The sequence below is a fragment of the Gordonia sp. 852002-50816_SCH5313054-c genome (genome assembly GCF_001665925.1).
Classification (GTDB): domain Bacteria; phylum Actinomycetota; class Actinomycetes; order Mycobacteriales; family Mycobacteriaceae; genus Gordonia; species Gordonia jacobaea.
This window is the reverse complement of record NZ_LZTE01000041.1, coordinates 32,985-53,118: the sequence shown is the minus strand read 5'-3', so window position 1 is coordinate 53,118 and position 20,134 is coordinate 32,985. Positions and strand designations below refer to the sequence as shown.

16 protein-coding genes are annotated in these 20,134 nt (G+C 66.1%); all 16 read left to right on the top strand.

The features are described 5' to 3' along the window. Positions 1-30: 30 nt before the first annotated feature. The 16 genes from A5788_RS10340 to A5788_RS10265 all read left to right on the top strand — a co-directional run bounded on the left by A5788_RS10340 (position 31) and on the right by A5788_RS10265 (position 20,051). The gene (locus A5788_RS10340) at positions 31-1,674 is read left to right on the top strand and encodes an AMP-binding protein (RefSeq protein ID WP_064870032.1); all 1,644 of its coding nucleotides are present in this window, start codon (positions 31-33) and stop codon (positions 1,672-1,674) included. Next, positions 1,674-3,695: an acetoacetate--CoA ligase gene (locus A5788_RS10335; protein ID WP_064870031.1), complete on the top strand. Its 2,022-nt coding sequence runs from the start codon at positions 1,674-1,676 to the stop codon at positions 3,693-3,695. The genes A5788_RS10340 and A5788_RS10335 overlap by 1 nt, the downstream gene beginning before the upstream one ends. Positions 3,696-3,795: 100 nt before the next feature. Next, positions 3,796-5,235 (top strand): hypothetical protein, encoded by a 1,440-nt coding sequence (locus A5788_RS10330; RefSeq protein WP_064870030.1) that lies wholly within the window; start codon positions 3,796-3,798, stop codon positions 5,233-5,235. A 165-nt stretch (positions 5,236-5,400) separates the two neighbouring features. Further along, on the top strand, positions 5,401-7,062 hold the full coding sequence (locus tag A5788_RS10325) for a cell division protein PerM (protein WP_231894206.1): 1,662 nt from the start codon (positions 5,401-5,403) through the stop codon (positions 7,060-7,062). 53 nt (positions 7,063-7,115) lie between these two features. Beyond that, positions 7,116-7,697, top strand: coding sequence for a phosphoribosylglycinamide formyltransferase (purN, locus tag A5788_RS10320; protein WP_064870029.1), 582 nt, complete (start codon positions 7,116-7,118; stop codon positions 7,695-7,697). After that, complete coding sequence (purH, locus tag A5788_RS10315; RefSeq protein WP_064870028.1) at positions 7,694-9,274, top strand: bifunctional phosphoribosylaminoimidazolecarboxamide formyltransferase/IMP cyclohydrolase; 1,581 nt, start codon at positions 7,694-7,696, stop codon at positions 9,272-9,274. The genes purN and purH overlap by 4 nt, the downstream gene beginning before the upstream one ends. A gap of 90 nt (positions 9,275-9,364) precedes the next feature. Continuing rightward, positions 9,365-10,108, top strand: coding sequence for a sulfite exporter TauE/SafE family protein (locus tag A5788_RS10310; protein ID WP_049697903.1), 744 nt, complete (start codon positions 9,365-9,367; stop codon positions 10,106-10,108). A gap of 163 nt (positions 10,109-10,271) precedes the next feature. Next, the gene (locus tag A5788_RS10305) at positions 10,272-11,141 is read left to right on the top strand and encodes an ABC transporter permease (protein WP_064870027.1); all 870 of its coding nucleotides are present in this window, start codon (positions 10,272-10,274) and stop codon (positions 11,139-11,141) included. A 6-nt stretch (positions 11,142-11,147) separates the two neighbouring features. Next, a complete protein-coding gene (locus A5788_RS10300; protein WP_156525492.1) occupies positions 11,148-12,224 on the top strand; it encodes a taurine ABC transporter substrate-binding protein in 1,077 nt (358 codons plus the stop codon). A 37-nt stretch (positions 12,225-12,261) separates the two neighbouring features. Continuing rightward, positions 12,262-13,092, top strand: coding sequence for an ABC transporter ATP-binding protein (locus A5788_RS10295; protein WP_064870052.1), 831 nt, complete (start codon positions 12,262-12,264; stop codon positions 13,090-13,092). A 303-nt stretch (positions 13,093-13,395) separates the two neighbouring features. Next, positions 13,396-14,334, top strand: coding sequence for a TauD/TfdA dioxygenase family protein (locus tag A5788_RS10290; protein ID WP_064870026.1), 939 nt, complete (start codon positions 13,396-13,398; stop codon positions 14,332-14,334). Positions 14,335-15,059: 725 nt separating this feature from the next. Beyond that, positions 15,060-15,458 carry an ArsR/SmtB family transcription factor gene (locus A5788_RS10285; protein WP_064870025.1) on the top strand — a complete coding sequence of 133 codons (399 nt, stop codon included), beginning with the start codon at positions 15,060-15,062 and terminating at the stop codon, positions 15,456-15,458. Next, positions 15,452-15,940, top strand: a complete 489-nt coding sequence (locus tag A5788_RS10280; protein ID WP_064870051.1) for an SRPBCC family protein — start codon at positions 15,452-15,454, stop codon at positions 15,938-15,940. The genes A5788_RS10285 and A5788_RS10280 overlap by 7 nt, the downstream gene beginning before the upstream one ends. Before the next feature lies 1 nt (position 15,941). Beyond that, on the top strand, positions 15,942-16,520 hold the full coding sequence (locus A5788_RS10275) for a maleylpyruvate isomerase family mycothiol-dependent enzyme (protein WP_064870024.1): 579 nt from the start codon (positions 15,942-15,944) through the stop codon (positions 16,518-16,520). Between the two features lie 49 nt (positions 16,521-16,569). Further along, positions 16,570-18,015: a sigma 54-interacting transcriptional regulator gene (locus A5788_RS10270; RefSeq protein WP_064870023.1), complete on the top strand. Its 1,446-nt coding sequence runs from the start codon at positions 16,570-16,572 to the stop codon at positions 18,013-18,015. A gap of 35 nt (positions 18,016-18,050) precedes the next feature. After that, positions 18,051-20,051 (top strand): vWA domain-containing protein, encoded by a 2,001-nt coding sequence (locus A5788_RS10265; protein WP_064870022.1) that lies wholly within the window; start codon positions 18,051-18,053, stop codon positions 20,049-20,051. The last annotated feature ends 83 nt before the right edge of the window (positions 20,052-20,134 follow it).

The following is a 20,134-nucleotide window of genomic DNA, read 5'->3' as shown; positions in this document are numbered from 1 at the left end:
ATATGAGTCCACGAGAAGAGAGTGATCCGAATGGCCGAGCCGACGGTCGAATTGGCCTATGCCCGTGGTGAAGACAACCCGTCGCTGCTGACGGAGACGATCGGGCAAACGCTCGCGCGAACGACCGAGGCGTACGGGGAGAACCTCGCGCTGGTCGACGCGCCGAGCGGGCGCACCTGGACGTATCGACAGTTTCGCACCGAGGTCCTCGCGCTCGCCGCCGGACTGCTGCGGCACGGCGTTCAGGCAGGCGATCGGGTCGGGCTGTGGGCGCCCAACCGACCCGAATGGCTGATGGTGCAATACGCGACCGCCGAGATCGGTGCCATTCTCGTCAATCTCAATCCCGCCTATCGCCAGAACGAACTCGACTACGCGCTCACGCAGTCGGGTACGAGCGTCGTGCTCGCCGCCGACCGCTACAAGGACTCCGACTACCGGGGAATGCTCGACGCCGCCCGGCCTTCGACGCCGGAACTGCGTGAGGTGATCCTGTTCGAGACGCCCGAGTGGGACGAACTGCTCGCCCGGCCGTCGGACGACGAGTTGGCTGCGGTGGCGCAACGTGCGTCGACGCTGCGGCCGGACGACTCGATCAATATCCAATACACCTCGGGTACAACGGGTTTCCCGAAGGGTGCGACACTCACGCACGCCAATATCAGCAACAACGGGTATCTCGTCGGCGAACTCCTCGCCTACACCGACGCCGACCGCATCTGCATCCCGGTGCCGTTCTACCACTGCTTCGGCATGGTGATGGGAAACCTGGCCGCGACGAGTCATGGTGCGGCCATGGTCATTCCGTCGCCGACATTCGATCCCGAAGCCGCGCTGCGCGCCGTCGCGGACTATCGCTGCACGAGCCTCTACGGTGTGCCGACGATGTTCATCGCCGAGCTGGCGCTCCTCGATCACGTCGAGCCGGGCCAGTACGATCTGTCGAGTCTGCGGACAGGGATCATGGCGGGTTCGCCGTGCCCCGAACACGTGATGCGGCAGGTGGTCGATCGCATGCACATGGGCGAGGTGTCGATCTGCTACGGGATGACGGAGACATCGCCTGTCTCGTGTCAGACGAGAGTCGACGATCCGCTGGAACTGCGGGTCGGCACCGTCGGGCGGGTGGGGCCGCATCTGGAGATCAAGGTGATCGACCCCATCACGGGAGAGACACTGCCGCGCGGTGAGACCGGCGAATTCTGCACCCGCGGTTACAGCGTGATGAGCGGGTACTGGAACGAACCCGAGAAGACCGCGGAGGCGCTCGATGCCGACGGTTGGATGCACACCGGCGACCTGGCCGTCATGGACCCGAACTCGTACGCGCGAATCACGGGGCGCATCAAGGACATGGTGATCCGCGGGGGAGAGAACATCTACCCGCGCGAGATCGAAGAGTTCCTCTACACCCACCCCGACATCCTCGACGCGCAGGTGATCGGCGTGCCCGACGAGCGTTACGGCGAAGAACTCATGGCGTGGATTCAGTTGCGCGACGGCGTCGCCGACCTCACCGCCGACGACGTGCGCGAGTTCGCGACCGGAAAGATCGCGCGCCACAAGATCCCGAGATACGTCCACGTGGTCAAGGAATTCCCGATGACCGTGACCGGCAAGGTACGCAAGGTGGCGATGCGCGCGGAGTCCGTCGACCTTCTCGGGTTGGCGTGATGACCGACCCCGGATCTTCGGGCCGAGGCGAAACAACAACGCGCATGGACGATTTCGCGCGAGAGGTCGCCGAGCGCCACGGCGTCGACACGTCGTCGTACGCGACGCTGTGGGCCTGGTCGGTGGACAGTCCTGCGCAGTTCTGGCGCGCGGTGTGGGACTTCTTCGACCTCGACGCCGTTGCCGGTCCGCTCGCCGAAGGCGCCGCCGCCGTCCTCGCGTCGACGGACATGCCAGGCGCGCAATGGTTTCCCGACGTCACCCTGAACTACGTCGATCAGGTCTTCCGGCACGCCGACGATCCCGACGCCGCCGCGCGGACCGCGATCGTCGGAGTCGACGAGAGCGGCACGCGTGTGTCGCTGACGTGGGCACAGTTGCGCGAGCAGTCGCTGGCGTTCGCGCGCACGCTGCGCGGGCTCGGGGTCGGTGTCGGCGATGTGGTCGCCGCCTACCTGCCCGACATTCCCGAGGCGTTGGTGGCGTTCCTCGGCACCGCCGCGGTCGGCGCGATCTGGTCGGGTTGCGGACAGGACTACGCGCCGTCGGGTGCCGCGGGCCGACTCGCCCAACTCGAGCCCAAGGTGCTGGTGACCGCCGACGGCTACCGATACAACGGCAAGGACATCGACAAGACGGCCGACAGCGCCGAACTGGCAGGCCTTCTCGAAGGGCTGGGCTCCCACATCGTCGTCGGAGATCCGTCGCGACAGCCTGCCCGCGGAATCGAAATTCTGAGCTACGAGAGCGCCATTGCGTCGAATTCGCAGGCGCAGTCCGACGTTCCCGACGCCGACATCCCGGTGCGGGTCGGGTTCGATCATCCGCTGTGGGTGCTCTTCAGTTCGGGAACAACGGGGCGTCCCAAGGGAATCGTGCACGGGCACGGCGGCGTCGTCGTCGAACATCTGAAAGCCGCCGGCCTGCATGCCGATCTATCGCGTGATGACGTCTTCTTCTGGCACACCGCGCTGAGTTGGATGATGTGGAACTTCCGGGCCGCGGGATTGCTGGTGGGCGCTGAGATCGTCTGTTACAGCGGCTCACCGCTCTACCCCGACGCCGATCGGCTCTGGGCACTCGTCGCCGACGAAGGTGTCACCTACTTCGGCACCAGTCCCGGACAGTTGCAGGCGAGCCGCAAGGCAGGCCTGCAACCGGGCCGCGACCACGACCTGGCGGCGCTACGGGGGATCGGGAGCACCGGTTCGGCGTTGTCGGCCGATCTGTTCGACTGGATCGACGAGAACGTACGCCCCGGGATTCCGGTGTCGTCGATCAGTGGCGGCACCGACGTGGTGACCGCGTTCGCAGGCGGTTCGTCGGGTCAGCCGGTCGTGCCCGGTGAGCTCTCGGTGCGTTACCTCGGTGTGGCGCTTGCCAGCTGGGCTCCCGACACGACGCCGCTGATCGGGGAGGTCGGCGAGATGGTCGTCACCGCACCGATGCCCTCGATGCCGGTGGGCTTCTGGAACGACCCGGACGGTGCTCGTTATCGTGCCGCGTACTTCGCGCACGAGTGGTCGGGCACCGAGACCGACTCGGAACCCGTATGGCGACACGGCGATTGGGTCACGGTCACCGATCGGGGTTCGCTCATCATCCACGGCCGCAGCGACGCGACGCTCAACAAGCAGGGCGTGCGCATGGGATCGGCCGACATCTACGAGGTCGTCGAAAGCCTCCCCGAGATCGCAGAGGCATTCGTACTGGGCGTCGACGGGCCCGACGGCAAGTACTGGATGCCCCTGTTCGTGACCCTGGTGCCCGGCGCCACGCTCGACGACGATCTGCGCTCGACGATCGCCTCGTCGATCCGCACGCGGCTGTCGCCACGACACGTTCCCGACGAGGTGATCGAGGCGCCCGGCATCCCGCACACCCGCACGGGTAAGAAGCTCGAGGTGCCGGTGACCGCGATCCTCGCGGGCCGCACCGGCGTCGACGTCGACCCCCGGTCGATCGACGATCCGGGCCTCATCGACTGGTACGCAGCACGGGGTCGCGAACATCAGTGGTGAGGGATCCGTCTCACACCGATGTACTAGCGTGGTCGGGGAACTGCCGTGCCACGTGTCTGTGCGGGCGCGGCCCGCACGCTTCGACCAGGAGATATGACGTATGAGCTATCAGCCGGGGGGCTCCGGTTTCGGCGCCTCCGACTCGGGCCAGGGTTATGGACAACAGGCCGGACAACAAGCCGGGTATCCGCAGGCCGGGAGCGGGCAGCGCAGCTCTGACCAGCAGGGATCGTCCCAACAGGGGTCGTCGCAGCAAGGATCGTCACAGCAGGGCTACGGACAGCAGGCGCCCGGTCAGTACGGCTACGGACAGCCCTCCGGCTACGGCCAGCAGGGTGCGGGGGGCTATGGACAGGCTCAGGGATACGGACAGTCTCAGGGCTATGGAGACCAGGGCTACGGGCAGCAGGGATACGGGCAACAGTCCGGATATCCCCAGTCCGGGTACCCGCAGCCGGGATACGGTCAGTCCGATTACAACCAATACGGGCAGGGGCAATACGGCTACGGTTCCGCGCCGAAGCCTGCGAGCCAGGGGCTTCCGGCGAACATCTCGTTCATCCTCGCCATCGCTCTGTGCGCGCTCGCGGCGCTGAACCTCTTCATCGGCTTCTGGAGCTATGGCTCCGGGTTGTCGTCCGGCATCATCGTGATCGCTCTGTCGCTGCTCGCCGCTTTGTTCCCGAACAAAGTCGCTGTCAACGCGCTCGTTCCGGTCCTGGCGGCTTGGACCAGCGCCGACGCGGTGACTCGGATCTACTCGATCATTCGCTCCGCAGTGTCGGACGCTCAGAACTACGCGAACTACGGCGGCTACGTGCCCGCCTCCACCTCGTGGCAGGACTACGTCCAGTTGGTCCTGGCGTTGCTGATCGCGGGACTCGCGATCCTCTGGCTGCTCGTCGTGCTCGATGCGGTCAAGGTGGCACCAGCGCCGGGCGCTGCCGCGACGACAGGTTCGGTGCCCACCGGCGCGACCGTGACAGCCGTCGAGCAGACGACCATCGTGGCCGAGTCGACGCCCGCTACGCAGGCATACGGTCAGGCGACAACGACCGGCTACGGCGATGCACAGGCATCGGGCAAGGCGCAGGCGCCTGTCGCTTCGAGTCCCGCTGGCTCTCATTCCCCTGCGTCAGGTTCCTCTGCCGGTAGCTACGGACAGTCGGCGTACACCTACGGCCAGTCACCCTCTCACCAGGCGGGCAGCTCAACTGCGTACGGCGCGGGCGCAGCGTCGGCACCGGAGTCGTCGCCCCAGGAATCGTCGTCGTACTCGTCGTCGTACTCGCCCTACTCGGCTTCGTCGTATTCGCAGTCGCAGCCGTCGGCGAGTCCGTCCGCTCAGCCCGGATACCCGGGCGGCACCGGAGCGTCAGAGTCGACAGGGCCGGGTTCGAAGGGCTCGAAGGCAGGTGCGGGGTCCTCGCCGACCGCCGCGCCGTCGGCCGAGAGCGGATACGGGGAGCGCGGGGAGCGCACCACGGCGTTCCACCGGCCCGAAGATCAGTCGGGTAGGGGCGGTTCGTCGTCGAGCTGACGATGCGGCCGACGCCCCTGGGCAGTGAATCCCCGGGGGAGCCATCCAGATAATTCGATACGCGCAGGGCCCCGCCACGTTGCGGGGCCCTGCGTGTATGCCGTGAGCGTCGTCTCTCGGCGCGTCTCCGACTCAACTGCAGTCACTCGTGTCACGCTCGTAACGATGTCGTCGATCAGGTCTGTGCCCAGAGAGAATCTTTCCGCGCGTCTGCGTCAGGTGCGGCGGGCGACCCGTGCCCAGCGTCTCGGCACCGAGGGCAGCGCGCGCGAGTTGATCCTCGTCGCATTCGGGGTTCCGGTCATCACGCTGATGGTCCTCGTGGTCTGTGTGCTGGCGGTGCTCCTCATGTCCGGCGGAGATATGTCGGGCATCGCGAACGTGATCTCGGCGTGCTGGCTGGCGATCCACCAGGTGCCGCTGACGATGAACGGTGTCACGCTCGGTGTACTTCCCATGCTTCCGACCCTCCTCGTCGCAGCGGGAACCGCCGGATTCGCATCGTCGGCGAGCCGCGTCGGACGGTCTCCGTCTGAGCTCGCGGCGATCGCCGCGGCTGCGATCGGCGGACCACTCGTGATCACCGCGATGGCATTGGCCGTGCTCATGGACGGATCGTCGGATATGCCCGTTGCTGCGCCAAATGCCTTGTTGGCCTTCGGCTGCACGATCGCACTGCACGGGCTGGCGACAGCCGCAGGTGTGGTCTGGCGACGACGTCGCGACCTCGCAGCACTGACCTCGGTGACCGCAGCCGACCGTCGAGGGTTTCGCTTCGGTCTCCTTGCCGCGGTTGCGCTCCTCGCGGCCGGGTCGGTGCTCGTTCTGGTGCGACTTCTACTGAGCTTCTCCGACGTCGGGCAACTCCTCGGCGGCGGCTACCGCTTCGACGGTTACCTGGGGCTGACAGTGCTGTCGATCCTTTACCTTCCCAACGTGATCGTGGGCGCGACGGCAGTTCTCGTGGGCGCCGACGTCCACGTCGGGGCGATGTCGGTGGACCTGCTGTCCGTACGCAGCGGCCCGCTGCCGCCCGTGCCACTGCTAGCAGCGCTCCCCGACGCCGACTACGGCACGCTCGGCGTCGTCGGATTCGTTGTCCCCGCTGCCGTCGCCGGCTACGTCGGTTGGCGATGCCGATCGCTCGACCCGATCGCGCACGTCCGCGCTGTCGGCGTGGCCGGAGCGGTCGCGGCGTCGATCATCGTGCTGCTTGCCTGGCCCGCGGGCGGCCAACTCGGTGAGATCGGCGCGACGGGCGTCAATGTCGCGGCCGCGGGAGTGTTCACGCTCGGTTGGGTTGTCGTCGTCGGCCTCATCGTCGCGCTCATCTACGGTTGCCTGCCATCGACTCGGCGCGCCAGGCTGCAGATCGAGTCCGGCGGTGAGGATTCCGACGATCTCGACACCTGGCTCGACGACTCCGGATACGACGACGACTACGTCGTCGACTCCCGGGACGAGGACGGCTCGTGGAACGAGGATGGCTCCTGGGATGAGAACGGCTCGTGGGACGACAACGACTCGTGGGATGAGAACGACTCCTGGGACGAGAACGACGACGCCAGCGGCGCGGACGCCGACGACGCTTCGGAGTATGAGGACAGCGACGTTGACGTCAGCGACGACGAGAGTGCCGAGCCCGATGGTGGCGCGGGTGACAGCGCCACTGGGTTCGACGACGCCACGGTGCTCGACGACGGCACAGTGCTCGAGGACGCCACCGGATTTGACGATGACGGAAGCGGCGTCGACTCCGTCAGCACCGCGGACGCAGCGACTCGCTCACGGGGCGCGAACAGCGATCCACTAGGCTCGCAGATGTGAACAGAACCCCCGTAGACGCTGCCGATAACCCGGTACGCGTCCCGATCGTCGTGATGGCGTCGGGTACGGGAACGCTGCTCGAGTCACTCATCGACCGCGCCGACGGCCCCGATGCCGCCTTCGAGGTGACGGCGGTAGTCGTCGACCGTGATTGCCGCGCAGCGTCGATCGCGCAACGCCACGAGATCCCCGTCGTCGTGTGTCGTGTCTCCGACCACGCCGACCGCGCCCGCTGGGACGAAGCGCTGGCCGAGCAGGTGGCAGCAGTTGCGCCCGCGTGGGTGGTGACCGCAGGTTTCATGAAGATCCTGGGCCCGGCGTTCCTGTCGCGATTCGGTGGCCGCATCGTCAACTCTCACCCGGCGTTGTTGCCGTCGTTTCCCGGCGCGCACGGCGTCGCCGACGCTCTCGAGCACGGCGTCAAGGTGACCGGCGCGACGATCCACCTCGTTGACGACGGTGTCGATACCGGCCCGATCCTCGCGCAGGCGCCGGTGATGATCTCACCGAGCGACACCGAGGAGACCCTGCACGAACGCATCAAGTCGGTCGAGCGATTCCTGCTCGCCGACGTTGTGGCGAAACTCGTCACCCGAGGAGTTGTCATCGACGGACGAAAGGCCCGGATTCCGTGAACGCAGCCACCCCCGCAGACACAGGTCGACGCCCCATCAAGCGCGCGTTGGTCAGTGTGTACGACAAGACCGACCTCGCCGATCTCGCGTCGTCGTTGCACGAGGCGGGCGTCGAACTGGTCTCGACCGGGTCGACTGCGAAAACCATTGCGGCAGCAGGTATTCCGGTGACCGAGGTGTCGGAGGTTACGGGATTCCCGGAATGCCTCGACGGACGAGTCAAGACGCTCCATCCCAAGGTGCACGCGGGCATCCTCGCCGATAGTCGCAAGGAGTCGCACGTCGCGCAGCTCGAGGAATTGGGTGTCGCACCTTTCGATCTCGTAGTGGTCAACCTGTACCCGTTCACCGAGACCGTCGCGTCGGGTGCCACCCCCGACGAGTGCATCGAGCAGATCGACATCGGCGGACCGTCGATGGTGCGCGGCGCGGCCAAGAACCACCCCACCGTTGCCGTCGTCGTCGACCCGATGGACTACGAGCAGGTCTCCACCGCCGTCACCGAGGGTGGATTCACGCTGACGCAGCGACGTGAGTTGGCCGCCAAGGCATTTCGGCACACCGCTGACTACGACGTCGCCGTCGCGTCCTGGATGTCGCAGGAAGTGGCGCCGGCAGCGAACGGATCGACGTTCCCCGAATGGTCCGGATTCACCTGGGAGCGTTCCGCTGTGCTGCGCTACGGCGAGAATCCCCACCAGGCCGCTGCGCTCTATCTCTCCACTGCGGCGCCCGAGGGGCTCGCGTCGGCAGAACAGTTGCACGGCAAGGAGATGAGCTACAACAACTACACCGATTCCGACGCCGCCTGGCGCAGCGCCCATGACTTCGACGCACCCGCCGTCGCAATTATCAAGCACGCCAACCCCTGTGGCATCGCCATTGGTGAGACGATCGGCGAGGCACACCGCCTCGCCCACGCGTGCGACCCCGTCAGTGCATACGGCGGCGTGATCGCGGCCAACCGTGAGATCACCGTCGAGATGGCCGAGCAGGTCGCCGAGATCTTCACCGAGGTGATCATCGCCCCGGGCTTCGCCGACGGCGCGCTCTCGGTGTTGCAGCGCAAGAAGAACATTCGCATCCTGCGAGCCGTCCCGCCGGTGCGCGCAGGACTCGAGTTCCGTCCGGTGTCCGGCGGCCTGCTCATGCAGGATCGCGACATCCTCGACGCCGAGGGCGACAACCCGGAGAACTGGACACTCGTCGCAGGACCTCCCGCCGACCCCGACACCCTCGCCGACCTCGAATTCGCGTGGCGCGCATGCCGCTCGGTGAAGTCCAATGCCATCTTGCTCGCCAAGGACGGCGCCTCTGTAGGCGTCGGCATGGGGCAGGTCAACCGGGTCGACTCGGCGCACCTCGCCGTCACCCGCGCAGGCGAGCGGGCCAGTGGCAGCGTTGGAGCGTCGGACGCCTTCTTCCCGTTCCCCGACGGGCTGCAGGTGCTGATCAACGGTGGGGTATCGGCCGTCGTGCAGCCGGGCGGGTCGATCCGCGACAAAGAGGTCATCGAGGCCGCCGCCGAGGCCGGCATCACCCTGTACCTCACCGGTGCACGGCATTTCGCGCACTGACCTGATCGCGTCGACTGTGCGCTCCGTCGGGTCGAGTGGGCGTCGCGTTCTGCCGACCGGGCGCTTCGTTGGGCCGAGTGGGCGTGACCGATGAGCGTGCTCGATCTCGTGCTGCTGTTCGTCGCGGGGTTCGGCGCCGGGCTGATCGGATACGTCACCGGCTTGGCGTCGGTGGTCAGCTATCCCGCCCTTCTGGCAGTGGGACTCAGCCCGATCGCGGCGAACGTCACCAACACGGTGTCGCTCGTCGCGGTGGGGGCGGGGAGTCTCGGCCAGTCCGGCAAAGTACTGCTCGCGGGTGATCGTCGGCCGCTGTACGCCGGTGTGGTCGCGTCGCTGATCGGCGGCACGATCGGCGCGATCATTCTCTTGATCACGCCCCCCGACAGCTTCAAGGTGATCGTGCCGTACCTCGTCGGGTTTGCGGCGATTGCTCTGCTCGTTCAACCACAGCTTCGACGACTCGCCTCACGCCACGCCGACCGTCCGTGGCTCTTCGTCGTCGGACTCGGCCTGATCTCCATCTACGGCGGCTACTTCGGTGCGGGCGCGGGCATCGTGCTACTCGCCCTGACTCTCGTCGTGACAAGCGAACCACTCTGGCGCGCAACGCTGTTGAAGTCTCTGTTTCTCGGCGTGGCCAATCTTGTTGCGGCCGTGGGGTTCATCATCTGGGGCCCGGTTCATTGGCCGGCCGCGATCGCGATGGCGATCGGTTGCCTGATCGGCGGTTGGTGCGGTCCACCCGTGGTCAAGCGACTGCCCGCCGGGCCCCTGCGTATCGCGGTGGGACTCGGCGGGCTCGGTCTTGCTGTGTGGTTGGCGTTCAGCTGATACCCGTCGTCGAGTCGAGATCCCTTGTGCGAACGTACGCTTGGCGCACATAATGGTCGACGTCCCTATAGAAGCGACTACCCACCACGCCACTTCGGCGCGCCTTTTTCTCACGCTGAGGAAAAAGATGGTCGCGCGCTGCCCGGACCGGTACACATAGCCGGTGACTTTGTTCGTCGACATCTCGCCCGAAGAGCAGCAGGGCGGGCAACCAGGGGTCGAGAAGACCTCGACCGGCAGCAGGCTTCGTTCTGTTGCACTGCAATTCGGTCTCCCCGTGCTCTCCGTGGTTCTGTTCCTCGCTGTCTACCAAGCCGTCGCCGTCAGCGGCGTCTGGAGCGAGACATTCGTGCCGCGTCTCGGCACCGTATGGCACGCCTTCGTCGAAATGTCGACGACGCACAACGGCGTCGTCGGATACGCCGGTTACTACTGGTGGGAACACCTCTACATGACGCTGCGTCGTGTCTTCGTCGGTGTCGTGATCGGCGTTGCGGCGGGTGTTGTCCTCGGGCTGATCATGGGGTCGATCCCGTGGGTCCGTCGACTTCTCGAGCCGTGGCTGACATTCCTGCGCGCGCTGCCTCCGCTGGCGTACTTCTTCCTCCTGGTCATCTGGCTGGGAATCGACGAGGCGCCGAAGATCACGCTTCTCGCGTTGGCTGCTCTTCCACCGGCAGCGGTGGCGACCACCACCGCCGTCAGCGCCACCCCGGTGTCGCTGATCGAGGCCGCACGCGCGCTGGGAGCAAGCAGGCGTGAGGTGATCTCCGACGTCGTGATTCCGGCCGCACTGCCCGAAACATTCACGGGCATCAGGCTTTCGGTCGGCATCGCCTATTCGTCGGTGGTCGCGGCGGAGCTCTTCAACGGTATTCCCGGCATCGGAGGCGTCGTCAAGGACGCCAGCAACTACAACAACACTCCCGTCGTGCTTGTCGGCATTGTCCTCATCGGACTGTCGGGTCTTGTCATCGACGGAATACTTCGGATGATCGAGCACCGCCTGGTGCCGTGGCGCGGAAAGGCCTGAACAACAATGACATTCCTGACATCGAGCAAGGCTCGTCGATCGCGGCTGCGCTCGCTGGGGGTGACGGTCGGTGCTCTCGTCGCTTCGGCTGCGGTCGTGCTCACCGGTTGCTCTGTCGACAAGTCCGGCGGCGACAGCGACAAGCCGACGATTCGCCTTGCCTACCAGTCCTTCCCGAGCGGTGATCTGATCGTGAAGAACAACAAGTGGCTCGAGGACGCGCTACCGAACTACAACGTCAAGTGGACCAAGTTCGATTCAGGCGCCGACATCAACACGGCGTTCGTCGCGAAGCAGATCGACTTCGGCGCAATCGGTTCGAGCCCCGTGGCGCGCGGACTCTCCGCGCCGTTGAACATCGCCTACCAGGTCGCGTTCATCCTCGATGTCGCAGGCGACAACGAGGCGCTGGTGGCGCGCAACGGAACCGGGATCAATTCGATCGCCGACCTCAAGGGCAAGCGCGTGGCGACGGCGTTCGCATCGACCTCGCACTACAGTCTGCTCGCCGCACTCAACCACGCCGGTGTGAACCCGAAGGACGTCAACCTGATCGATCTTCAGCCGCAGGCATCGCTCGCCGCGTGGCAACGCGGAGACGTCGACGCCGTCTACACCTGGCTGCCGACACTCGACGAGTTGCGCAAGACCGGTAAGACCATCGTGACCAGCCGTGAGGTGTCCACCTGGGGTAAGCCGACGCTCGACCTCGGCGTCGTGTCGTCGGACTTCGCGAAGGATCACCCCGACGTCGTCGACACCTGGCGCAAGGCGGAAGCGCGCGCTCTCAAGCAGATCCACGACGATCCGCAGGCGGCGGCCAAGGCTATTGCCGCACAGTTGAATACGACACCCGAGGACGCGGCCAACCAGCTCAAGCAGGGTATCTACCTGACGAACGACGAGCTGACCTCGCCGCAGTGGCTCGGCACCGACGGTAAGCCGGGCAACGTTGCCGACAACCTGCACAGCGCCGCGGAATTCCTTGCGGAACAACAGCAGATCCCGTCGGCGCCCCCGCTGTCGACGTTCCAGAACGCGATCTACACCAAGGGGCTTCCCGGTGTCCTCACAGCACAGTGATACCAAGGTTGACGCTGGTAAGAAGGTCGACGTTGCGGTGACCGAAGGCGAAGCGTCGTCGACTCCCATTGCAGCGCAAGGCGAAGGCAGCATCAGCCTGCGCGCGGTGACCCAGCGGTACGGCAAAGGCAACGACGCTGTGACGGCCGTCGGGCCCGTCGACCTCGAGGTCGACCCCGGTGAAGTGCTCGTACTCGTCGGTCCGTCGGGTTGTGGCAAGTCGACGCTCCTGAGGCTGATCGCCGGATTCGAGGACCCCGCGTCGGGCGTCGTAGAGGTTTCTGGACGAAAGCCGCTGCCCGGCAGCTCGTCTGGCGTGGTGTTCCAGCAGCCGAGGCTGTTTCCGTGGCGCACCGTCGGAGGCAACGTCGACCTCGCCCTGAAGTACGCAGGCGTGCCGCGTTCGGGTCGGCCGGCACGCCGGGAGGAACTCCTCGCGCGAGTCGGTCTGTCCGACACGGCGAATCGTCGAATCTGGGAGATCTCGGGTGGCCAGCAGCAGCGTGTCGCCATCGCGCGTGCGTTGGCGGGCGACACGTCGCTGCTCCTGCTCGACGAGCCGTTCGCGGCTCTCGACGCGCTGACCCGCGAGACGCTTCAGGAAGACGTCAGGACCGTGAGTGCCGAGCTGGGCCGCACGAATGTCTTTGTGACGCACAGCGCGGAGGAAGCTGCGTTCCTCGGATCGCGGATCGTCGTGTTGACGAGCCGTCCCGGTCGTGTGGCGCTCGACATCTCGTCGCCGATTCCGCGTACCGGAATCAGCGCCGACGACATCAGAGACTCTGCTGAGTACACCGTTCTGCGCACCGAGATCGCGAGCGCGGTCAAGAGTGCGGCGCGCGGCGAATCTGCTGGGAAGAAGTGAGCGTCGGGGTTTTTATCGCGCTGCGGTAAACCCTGTTCCGGCTGCTCGTCGGTGACTAAACAGGTGGTGTGAGCACAACCTCCCACCTCATCGCACCCGTCGGCACGCTTCGCGCTGCCGATCGGTGTCGACTGTGGGACTCTGTTGTCGACGGTGGGTCGGCGCGGACCACGGCCTTTCAGGAGCAGCAGGGGTACGCGCAGATGATTCACCGGATGACATGGGCAGACGGCAGCCACCACGGCTCGCCGCCGGTCCCTCTCGGACTCGCAACCACTTACGACTCCCCGAGAAGGACCCACCATGACCATTTCACTCCCTGATTCTTCACGTACCGGCGCACAAGCCCCACTCGATTCGACGCCAATTGATTCGGCGACGGTCGCGTCGGGGGTCGAGTTCGACATCGACGAATTCGGCCCACGATTCGGCGCCGAGATCCGCGGCGTTGACGTCGCTTCGGCATCCGACGACGAGATTCGCGCCATCCGGGCCGCGCTGATCGAGTACAAGGTGATCGTGCTGCGCGACCAGCACCTCAACGACGCATCGCACGTCGAATTCGGCCGTCGCGTAGGCGATCTCACCGCAGGACATCCCGTGTGGAACAGCGGCGACGTGCCTGCCGAGGTGTACTCGCTCGACAGCACCGACAACGGTTTCGCCGACGTCTGGCACACCGACGTCACGTTCATGCCCCGACCGCCGATGGGCTCGATCCTGCGCCCGGTTGTGTTGCCACGCAACGGAGGCGACACCAACTGGGCCGACGCCGAGCTCGCCTACGAGTCTTTGTCGGCTCCGGTACAGCGGCTCGTCGAAGATCTTTCTGCCGTGCACGACGGTAATCGAGAGTTCGGCTACTACCTCAAGCAGCGTCGGGGTGGTCGCGGAAACGTCTGGGACGGAAAGGAAGTCACCGAGTTGGTACCGGTGACCCATCCCGTCGTGCGGGTGCATCCGGAGACCGGGCGCAAATCGTTGTTCGTCAACCCGGGCTTCACGTCGCATATCGAGGGCGTGTCCGATGCGGAGAGCCGGGGCATTCTCGATCTGCTGTACGCGCACCTGACAAAGCCGGAACACATTGTGCGACACCGCTGGCGCCTCGGCGACCTGGTGCTGTGGGACAACCGCAACACCCTGCATTACGCCAACCGCGACTACGGCGACAACCGCCGGGTGATGCACCGCATCACGCTGCGCGGCGACGAGCCGGTGGGTCCGCCTGCCGCCGGCTGAGCGGGCGCGGGTTTAGCGAGGATACGGGTCAGTTCGCCCAGCGGGCTGGGCCCGTTTTCCGCTGGTTGAGCGGGCGCGAGCGCAGCGAGCACCCGAGTCGAAACCACCTTGGCGGGGCAGTTCGACCGGCGGGTGGTCTCGACAAGCTCGACCAGCGGGGGCCGGTTTGTCTTCCGCTGGTTGAGCGGGCGTGAGCGCAGCGAGCACCCGAGTCGAAACCACCTTGGCGGGGGATGCTCGCGCCAGCGACGGGTGCACCCGGCTGGCGGGTGGTCTCGACAGGCTCGACCAGCGGGCTGGGCCCGTCTTCCGCTGGTTGAGCGGGCGTGAGCGCAGCGAGCACCCGAGTCGAAACCACCTTGGCGGGGGATGCTCGCGCCAGCGACGGGTGCACCCGACCGGCGGGTGGTCTCGACAGGCTCGACCAGCGACGAGTGCGCTCGACCAGCGAGTTCAGTTCGACCAGCGGGCTGGGCCCGTTTTCCGCTGGTTGAGCGGGCGCGAGCGCAGCGAGCACCCGAGTCGAAACCACCTTGGCGGGGGAAGCTCGCGCCAGCGACGGGTGCACCCGGCCGGTGGGTGGTCTCGACAAGCTCGACCAGCGGCGCGCGGCTCGACCAGTGGCGGCTGCTCGACCACCACCGCGCGGCGTATTCAACCAAAGGGTTGACAACCCGGCGGCGGCGTCGCACACTCGTATTCAACCAAACGGTTGAGGAGGGCGAGTGGCAGACGAGTTGTCCAAGGTGTTCGCCGCGCTGGCGGACCCGACCCGGCGTGACATGGTCGCGCGGCTCGCGGTCTCGGATGCGACGGTCGGTCAGCTCGCCGAGCCGTATGACGTCAGCATCCAGGCGGTGTCGAAGCACTTGAAAGTGCTCGAAGACGCAGGCCTGGTGACCCGCACCCGGGAGGCGCAGACCCGTCCTGTCCACCTGGAAGCCGAGGTATTCGACCTCATGACCAAGTGGATCGAGCGGTATCGCCGCGCGGCCGAGGAGCGCTATCAGCGTCTCGACGTCGTATTGGCAGAGATGAACAACTCGACGATGGACGACGCAGAGAAGAACGACGCGGTTCGCCGTGGCGACGAGACACCGATGAAGAAGGGCAAGGCATCATGAGCACGCAGACGCGCTATCCGGAAGCCACCATCGAGGCCGACAGGGAGGTGCCGATCATCCGCATCACACGCGACTTCCGCGGCACCCCAGCACAATTGATGAAAGCACACACCGATCCCGAGCTGTTCGTGCGCTGGGTGGGGCCGGACTCGATCAGTAGCAGAATCGTCGAGTGGGACGTCCGCAACGGTGGGAGCTGGCGCTATGTGTCATCGCGTGACGACGACGAATTCGCCTTCCGCGGTTGCTTCCACACCGTGTCCGACGACACGATCGTGCAGACCTTCACCTGGGAGGGCATGCCCGATCAGGTGGCGCTGGAGACGCTGCACTTCGAGGACCTCGGCGACGGCACCACGCGCCTGCACGCCCAATCCCTTTGCGACAGCTTCGAAGCCCGCGACGGCTGGTTGTCGTCGGGCATGGAGGTCGGGGTCAACGAGGGCTATGCCAAGCTCGACGGCCTGCTCGGAGAAGTCTGACATGACGACGTCGCTCACCGAGCTCAGCGCTGCCGACCGTCATCGCATCATCGCGGGCGGGTTCGCGGAAGAGGTTGCAGCAGTACAAGACTGGGACGCGCCGACGCCGGTCGATGGATGGGTGGCGCGCGACGTCGTCGCTCATCTCATCGACTGGTTCGCGAGCTTCCTCGCCGCCGGGGGAGTGCAGCTTCCCGACGCGCCGTCTGTCGCCGACGACCCGCTCGCCGCTTGGCAGGCGCGCAGTGCCGCGATCGGCGAACTGCTCGACGGCCCGTCGTCGAACTCGGTTTTCGTGCACCCGATGGTCGGTGAGCATCGTCTCGCCGACGCGATCGATCAGTTCTACACGGCCGACGTCTTCATGCACACCTGGGATCTCGCGGCGGCCGGGGGCAGGACCGCAAACCTCGACCCCGTCTTCGCGCAGCGCCTGCTCGACGGCATGACCGGTATCGAGGAGCTGCTGCGATCGTCGGGTCAGTACGGACCGGCGGTGCCTGTTGACGACGACGCCGATCCGGTCGCGAGGCTCGTCGGATTCATCGGGCGCGATCCCGCCTGGCGTCCCGAGCGCTAGCGGCGAACGGGCTCGCGAACCCGGCGCCCGCACGCTCGACGGGAGTACCGTGGAGAAGGTGCCAGAGGAGAACTTCACCACATCCAACTCCCAAACCACCGAAAGTCGCCCACCCTCACCAAGAACCGTCGGCGAGTTGCGTGCCAGCGGCCATGTGCAGCGCAGTGTGCGTGACGAGATCCGCCACAACCTGCTCACCGCGCTTCGCGAGGGCGACGACCCGTGGCCGGGAATCGTCGGGTTCGAGGCGACGGTCATACCGCAACTCGAGCGTGCGCTGATCGCGGGCCACGACGTGGTCATGCTCGGCGAACGCGGCCAGGGCAAAACGCGCATTCTGCGCACACTGGTCGGCCTGCTCGACGAGTGGACGCCAGTCATCGAGGGCTCCGAACTCGGCGAGCATCCGTACGAGCCGATCACGCCGGCGTCGGTTCGACGCGCAGCCGCACTTCTCGACGAGCTCCCGATCGAATGGCGTCATCGCAGCCAGCGCTACAGCGAGAAGCTCGCGACACCCGACACCTCCGTGGCCGACCTCGTCGGCGACATCGACCCGATGAAGGTGGCCGAGGGCCGCAGCCTGGGCGATCCGGAGACCATTCACTTCGGACTTATTCCCCGTGCGCACCGCGGCATCGTCGCCATCAACGAGCTGCCCGACCTTGCCGAACGCATCCAGGTCTCCATGCTCAACGTGATGGAGGAGCGCGACATTCAGGTGCGCGGCTACACGCTGCGACTCCCGCTCGACGTCCTGGTCATGGCGAGCGCGAACCCCGAGGACTACACCAACCGCGGCCGCATCATCACACCGCTCAAAGACCGCTTCGGCGCCGAGATCCGGACGCATTACCCACTCGAACTCGACGACGAGATCTCCGTCATCGAGCAGGAAGCCGACCTCACGGCGACGGTTCCGACGTTCATCACCGAGATCCTCGCCCGCTTCACCCGCTATGCGCGCGACCATCCGTCGATCGATCAGCGGTCGGGCGTCTCGGCGCGGTTCTCGATCGCGGCCGCAGAGACCGTGGCCGCCGCAGCGTTGCATCGCGCCACCGTGACCGGGGAGGACGTGCCCGTTGCGCGCGTCGTCGATCTCGAATCGGTGATCGAGGTGTTGCGCGGCAAGATCGAGTTCGAGTCGGGTGAAGAGGGGCGCGAGCTCGAGATCCTCGAGCACCTGCTCCGTAAGTCCGTCGCCGACACCGTTCGCGCACACCTCGGTGGCATCGACATGGCGCCGCTCGTCGACGCCCTGGAGAACGGAGAACCCGTTGTCACCGGCGACAGGGTGACGGCGTCGGACTTCCTGGCGTCGATCCCCTCACCCGAGACGACGGCCGGTGTCATCGACGGCATCGCCGAACGACTCGACGCCGAGGCGGACGGCGAGCGTGCGAGCGCACTCGAATTAGCGCTCGAGGGACTATTTCTGGCCCGTCGCATCGGCAAGGAAGCCGACGACGAGGGGCAGACCATCTACGGCTGATCTACGCCGTACGACATCGGGCTGGACGTATACACATGGCTCAGAAGAACTTTCACCGTTCGCGCTATCAGCGGTACACCGGCGGCCCCGACCCGCTTGCGCCGCCGGTCGATCTACGGGAAGCGCTCGAGGAGATCGGCGACGACGTGATGGCGGGGGCGTCGCCGCAGCGCGCGCTCCGCGAATTCCTGCGCCGCGGAACGTCGGACATGCGCGGCCTGGACAAGCTGCGTGAGGAAGTCAACCGTCGGCGGCAGCAGCTGTTGAAGCAACGAAACCTCGACGGAACGTTCAATGAGATCCGCGAGCTCCTCGACCGTGCGGTACTCGAGGAGCGCAAACAACTCGCACGCGACCTCGACGACGACGCGCGTTTCGCCGAGATGCAGATCGGGAGTCTGCCGCCCTCGACTGCTCAGGCCGTCGAGGAACTGTCGGAGTACAACTGGCGGAGCCCGCAGGCGCGCGAGGACTTCGAGAAGATCAAGGATCTGCTGGGCCGGGAACTGCTCGACCAGCGTTTCGCGGGGATGAAGGAAGCGCTCGAGGGTGCCTCCGACCAGGACCGTGAGGCCATCTCCGAGATGCTCACCGACCTCAACAAGCTTCTCGACGCCCACAATCGTGGCGAGGACACCACTGAGCAATTCGACGATTTCATGCGCAAGCACGGTGAGTACTTCCCCGAAAACCCGCGCAACACTGAGGAACTCATCGACTCGCTCGCACAACGTGCCGCGGCGGCGCAGCAGTTCTACAACTCGCTGACGCCCGAACAACGAGCAGAACTCGATCAGCTCGCGCAGCAGGCGTTCGGCTCGCCCGACCTGATGAATCAACTCGCGCAAATGGATTCGGCGTTGCGGGAGGCCAGGCCCGGCCTCGATTGGGACGGCGGTGAGTCGTTCTCGGGCGATCAGCAGATGGGATTGGGGCAGGGTGCGGCGGCGCTGCGCGACATCTCCGAACTCGACGCGCTCTCCGAGCAACTCTCGCAGCAGTACGCCGGTGCGCGCATGGACGACATCGACCTCGACGCCCTCGCACGACAACTCGGCGACCAGGCAGCCGTCGACGCCAGAACGCTCGCCGAGCTCGAGAAGGCGTTGACCGAGCAGGGATTCTTCGACCGTACGTCCGACGGCACTCTGCGCCTGAGCCCCAAGGCGATGAGGCAGTTGGGGCAGACCATCTTTCGTGACATCGCCGACCAGATGTCGGGGCGTCGGGGTGACCGACAGACTCGCAAATCAGGATTGCTCGGCGAGCCGACCGGGGCGACGCGCGAGTGGGAGTTCGGCGACACCGACCCGTGGGATGTCACGAGAACTGTCTCGAATGCGGTGTTGCGCACCATCTCCGAGAGTTCCGATCCCGTGAACGCGCCGTCGGCGATGGCTCGCGAGGGTGTGCACATTTCGGTCCGCGACGTCGAAGTCGCCGACACCGAGGCGCGGACACAGGCCGCGGTGGTGCTGCTGGTCGACACGTCGTTCTCAATGGAGATGGAAGGTCGCTGGACGCCGATGAAGCGGACCGCGATCGCGCTGAATCACTTGATCTCCACCAGGTTTCGCAGTGACGAACTCGAAGTGATCGCGTTCGGACGATATGCCCGCAGCATCGACATCGCCGAACTCACCGGCCTGCAGCCACGGATGGAACAGGGAACCAACCTGCACCACGCACTGTTGCTCGCCCAACGGCACCTGCGGAGATTCCCCAACGCGCAGCCGGTGGTCCTCGTCGTCACCGACGGTGAGCCCACCGCGCACCTCGACCCGAGCGGCGAGCCGTTCTTCTTCTATCCGCCGCACCCGCAGACCATCGCGCTCACCGTGCGCGAACTCGACCACGTCGCACGGATGGGTGCGCAGGTCACGTTCTTCCGGCTGGGGGAGGACCCCGGCCTCGCGCACTTCATGGACCAGATCGCCCGCAGGATCGGCGGTCGGGTGGTGGCCCCAGACGTCGACGGACTCGGCGCCGCGGTGGTCGGAGACTACCTGCGGTCACGGCGTCCGCGCCGCGGTTGATCGGCGCGTGAGGCGGATCTCGGAGAAATCAGGGGACGAGTCAGGGTATTTCAGGGTGTCGGGCGCCGCATGCGATCACTAAC

Coding starts and splice junctions, on each gene's coding strand:
- purN (WP_064870029.1), top strand. CDS start 7,116: ATGGCGTCGGGTACGGGAACGCTGCTCGAGTCACTCATCGACCGCGCC.
- A5788_RS10325 (WP_231894206.1), top strand. CDS start 5,401: ATGTCGTCGATCAGGTCTGTGCCCAGAGAGAATCTTTCCGCGCGTCTG.
- A5788_RS10275 (WP_064870024.1), top strand. CDS start 15,942: ATGACGACGTCGCTCACCGAGCTCAGCGCTGCCGACCGTCATCGCATC.
- A5788_RS10265 (WP_064870022.1), top strand. CDS start 18,051: ATGGCTCAGAAGAACTTTCACCGTTCGCGCTATCAGCGGTACACCGGC.
- A5788_RS10300 (WP_156525492.1), top strand. CDS start 11,148: ATGACATTCCTGACATCGAGCAAGGCTCGTCGATCGCGGCTGCGCTCG.
- A5788_RS10340 (WP_064870032.1), top strand. CDS start 31: ATGGCCGAGCCGACGGTCGAATTGGCCTATGCCCGTGGTGAAGACAAC.
- A5788_RS10335 (WP_064870031.1), top strand. CDS start 1,674: ATGACCGACCCCGGATCTTCGGGCCGAGGCGAAACAACAACGCGCATG.
- A5788_RS10310 (WP_049697903.1), top strand. CDS start 9,365: ATGAGCGTGCTCGATCTCGTGCTGCTGTTCGTCGCGGGGTTCGGCGCC.
- A5788_RS10330 (WP_064870030.1), top strand. CDS start 3,796: ATGAGCTATCAGCCGGGGGGCTCCGGTTTCGGCGCCTCCGACTCGGGC.
- A5788_RS10290 (WP_064870026.1), top strand. CDS start 13,396: ATGACCATTTCACTCCCTGATTCTTCACGTACCGGCGCACAAGCCCCA.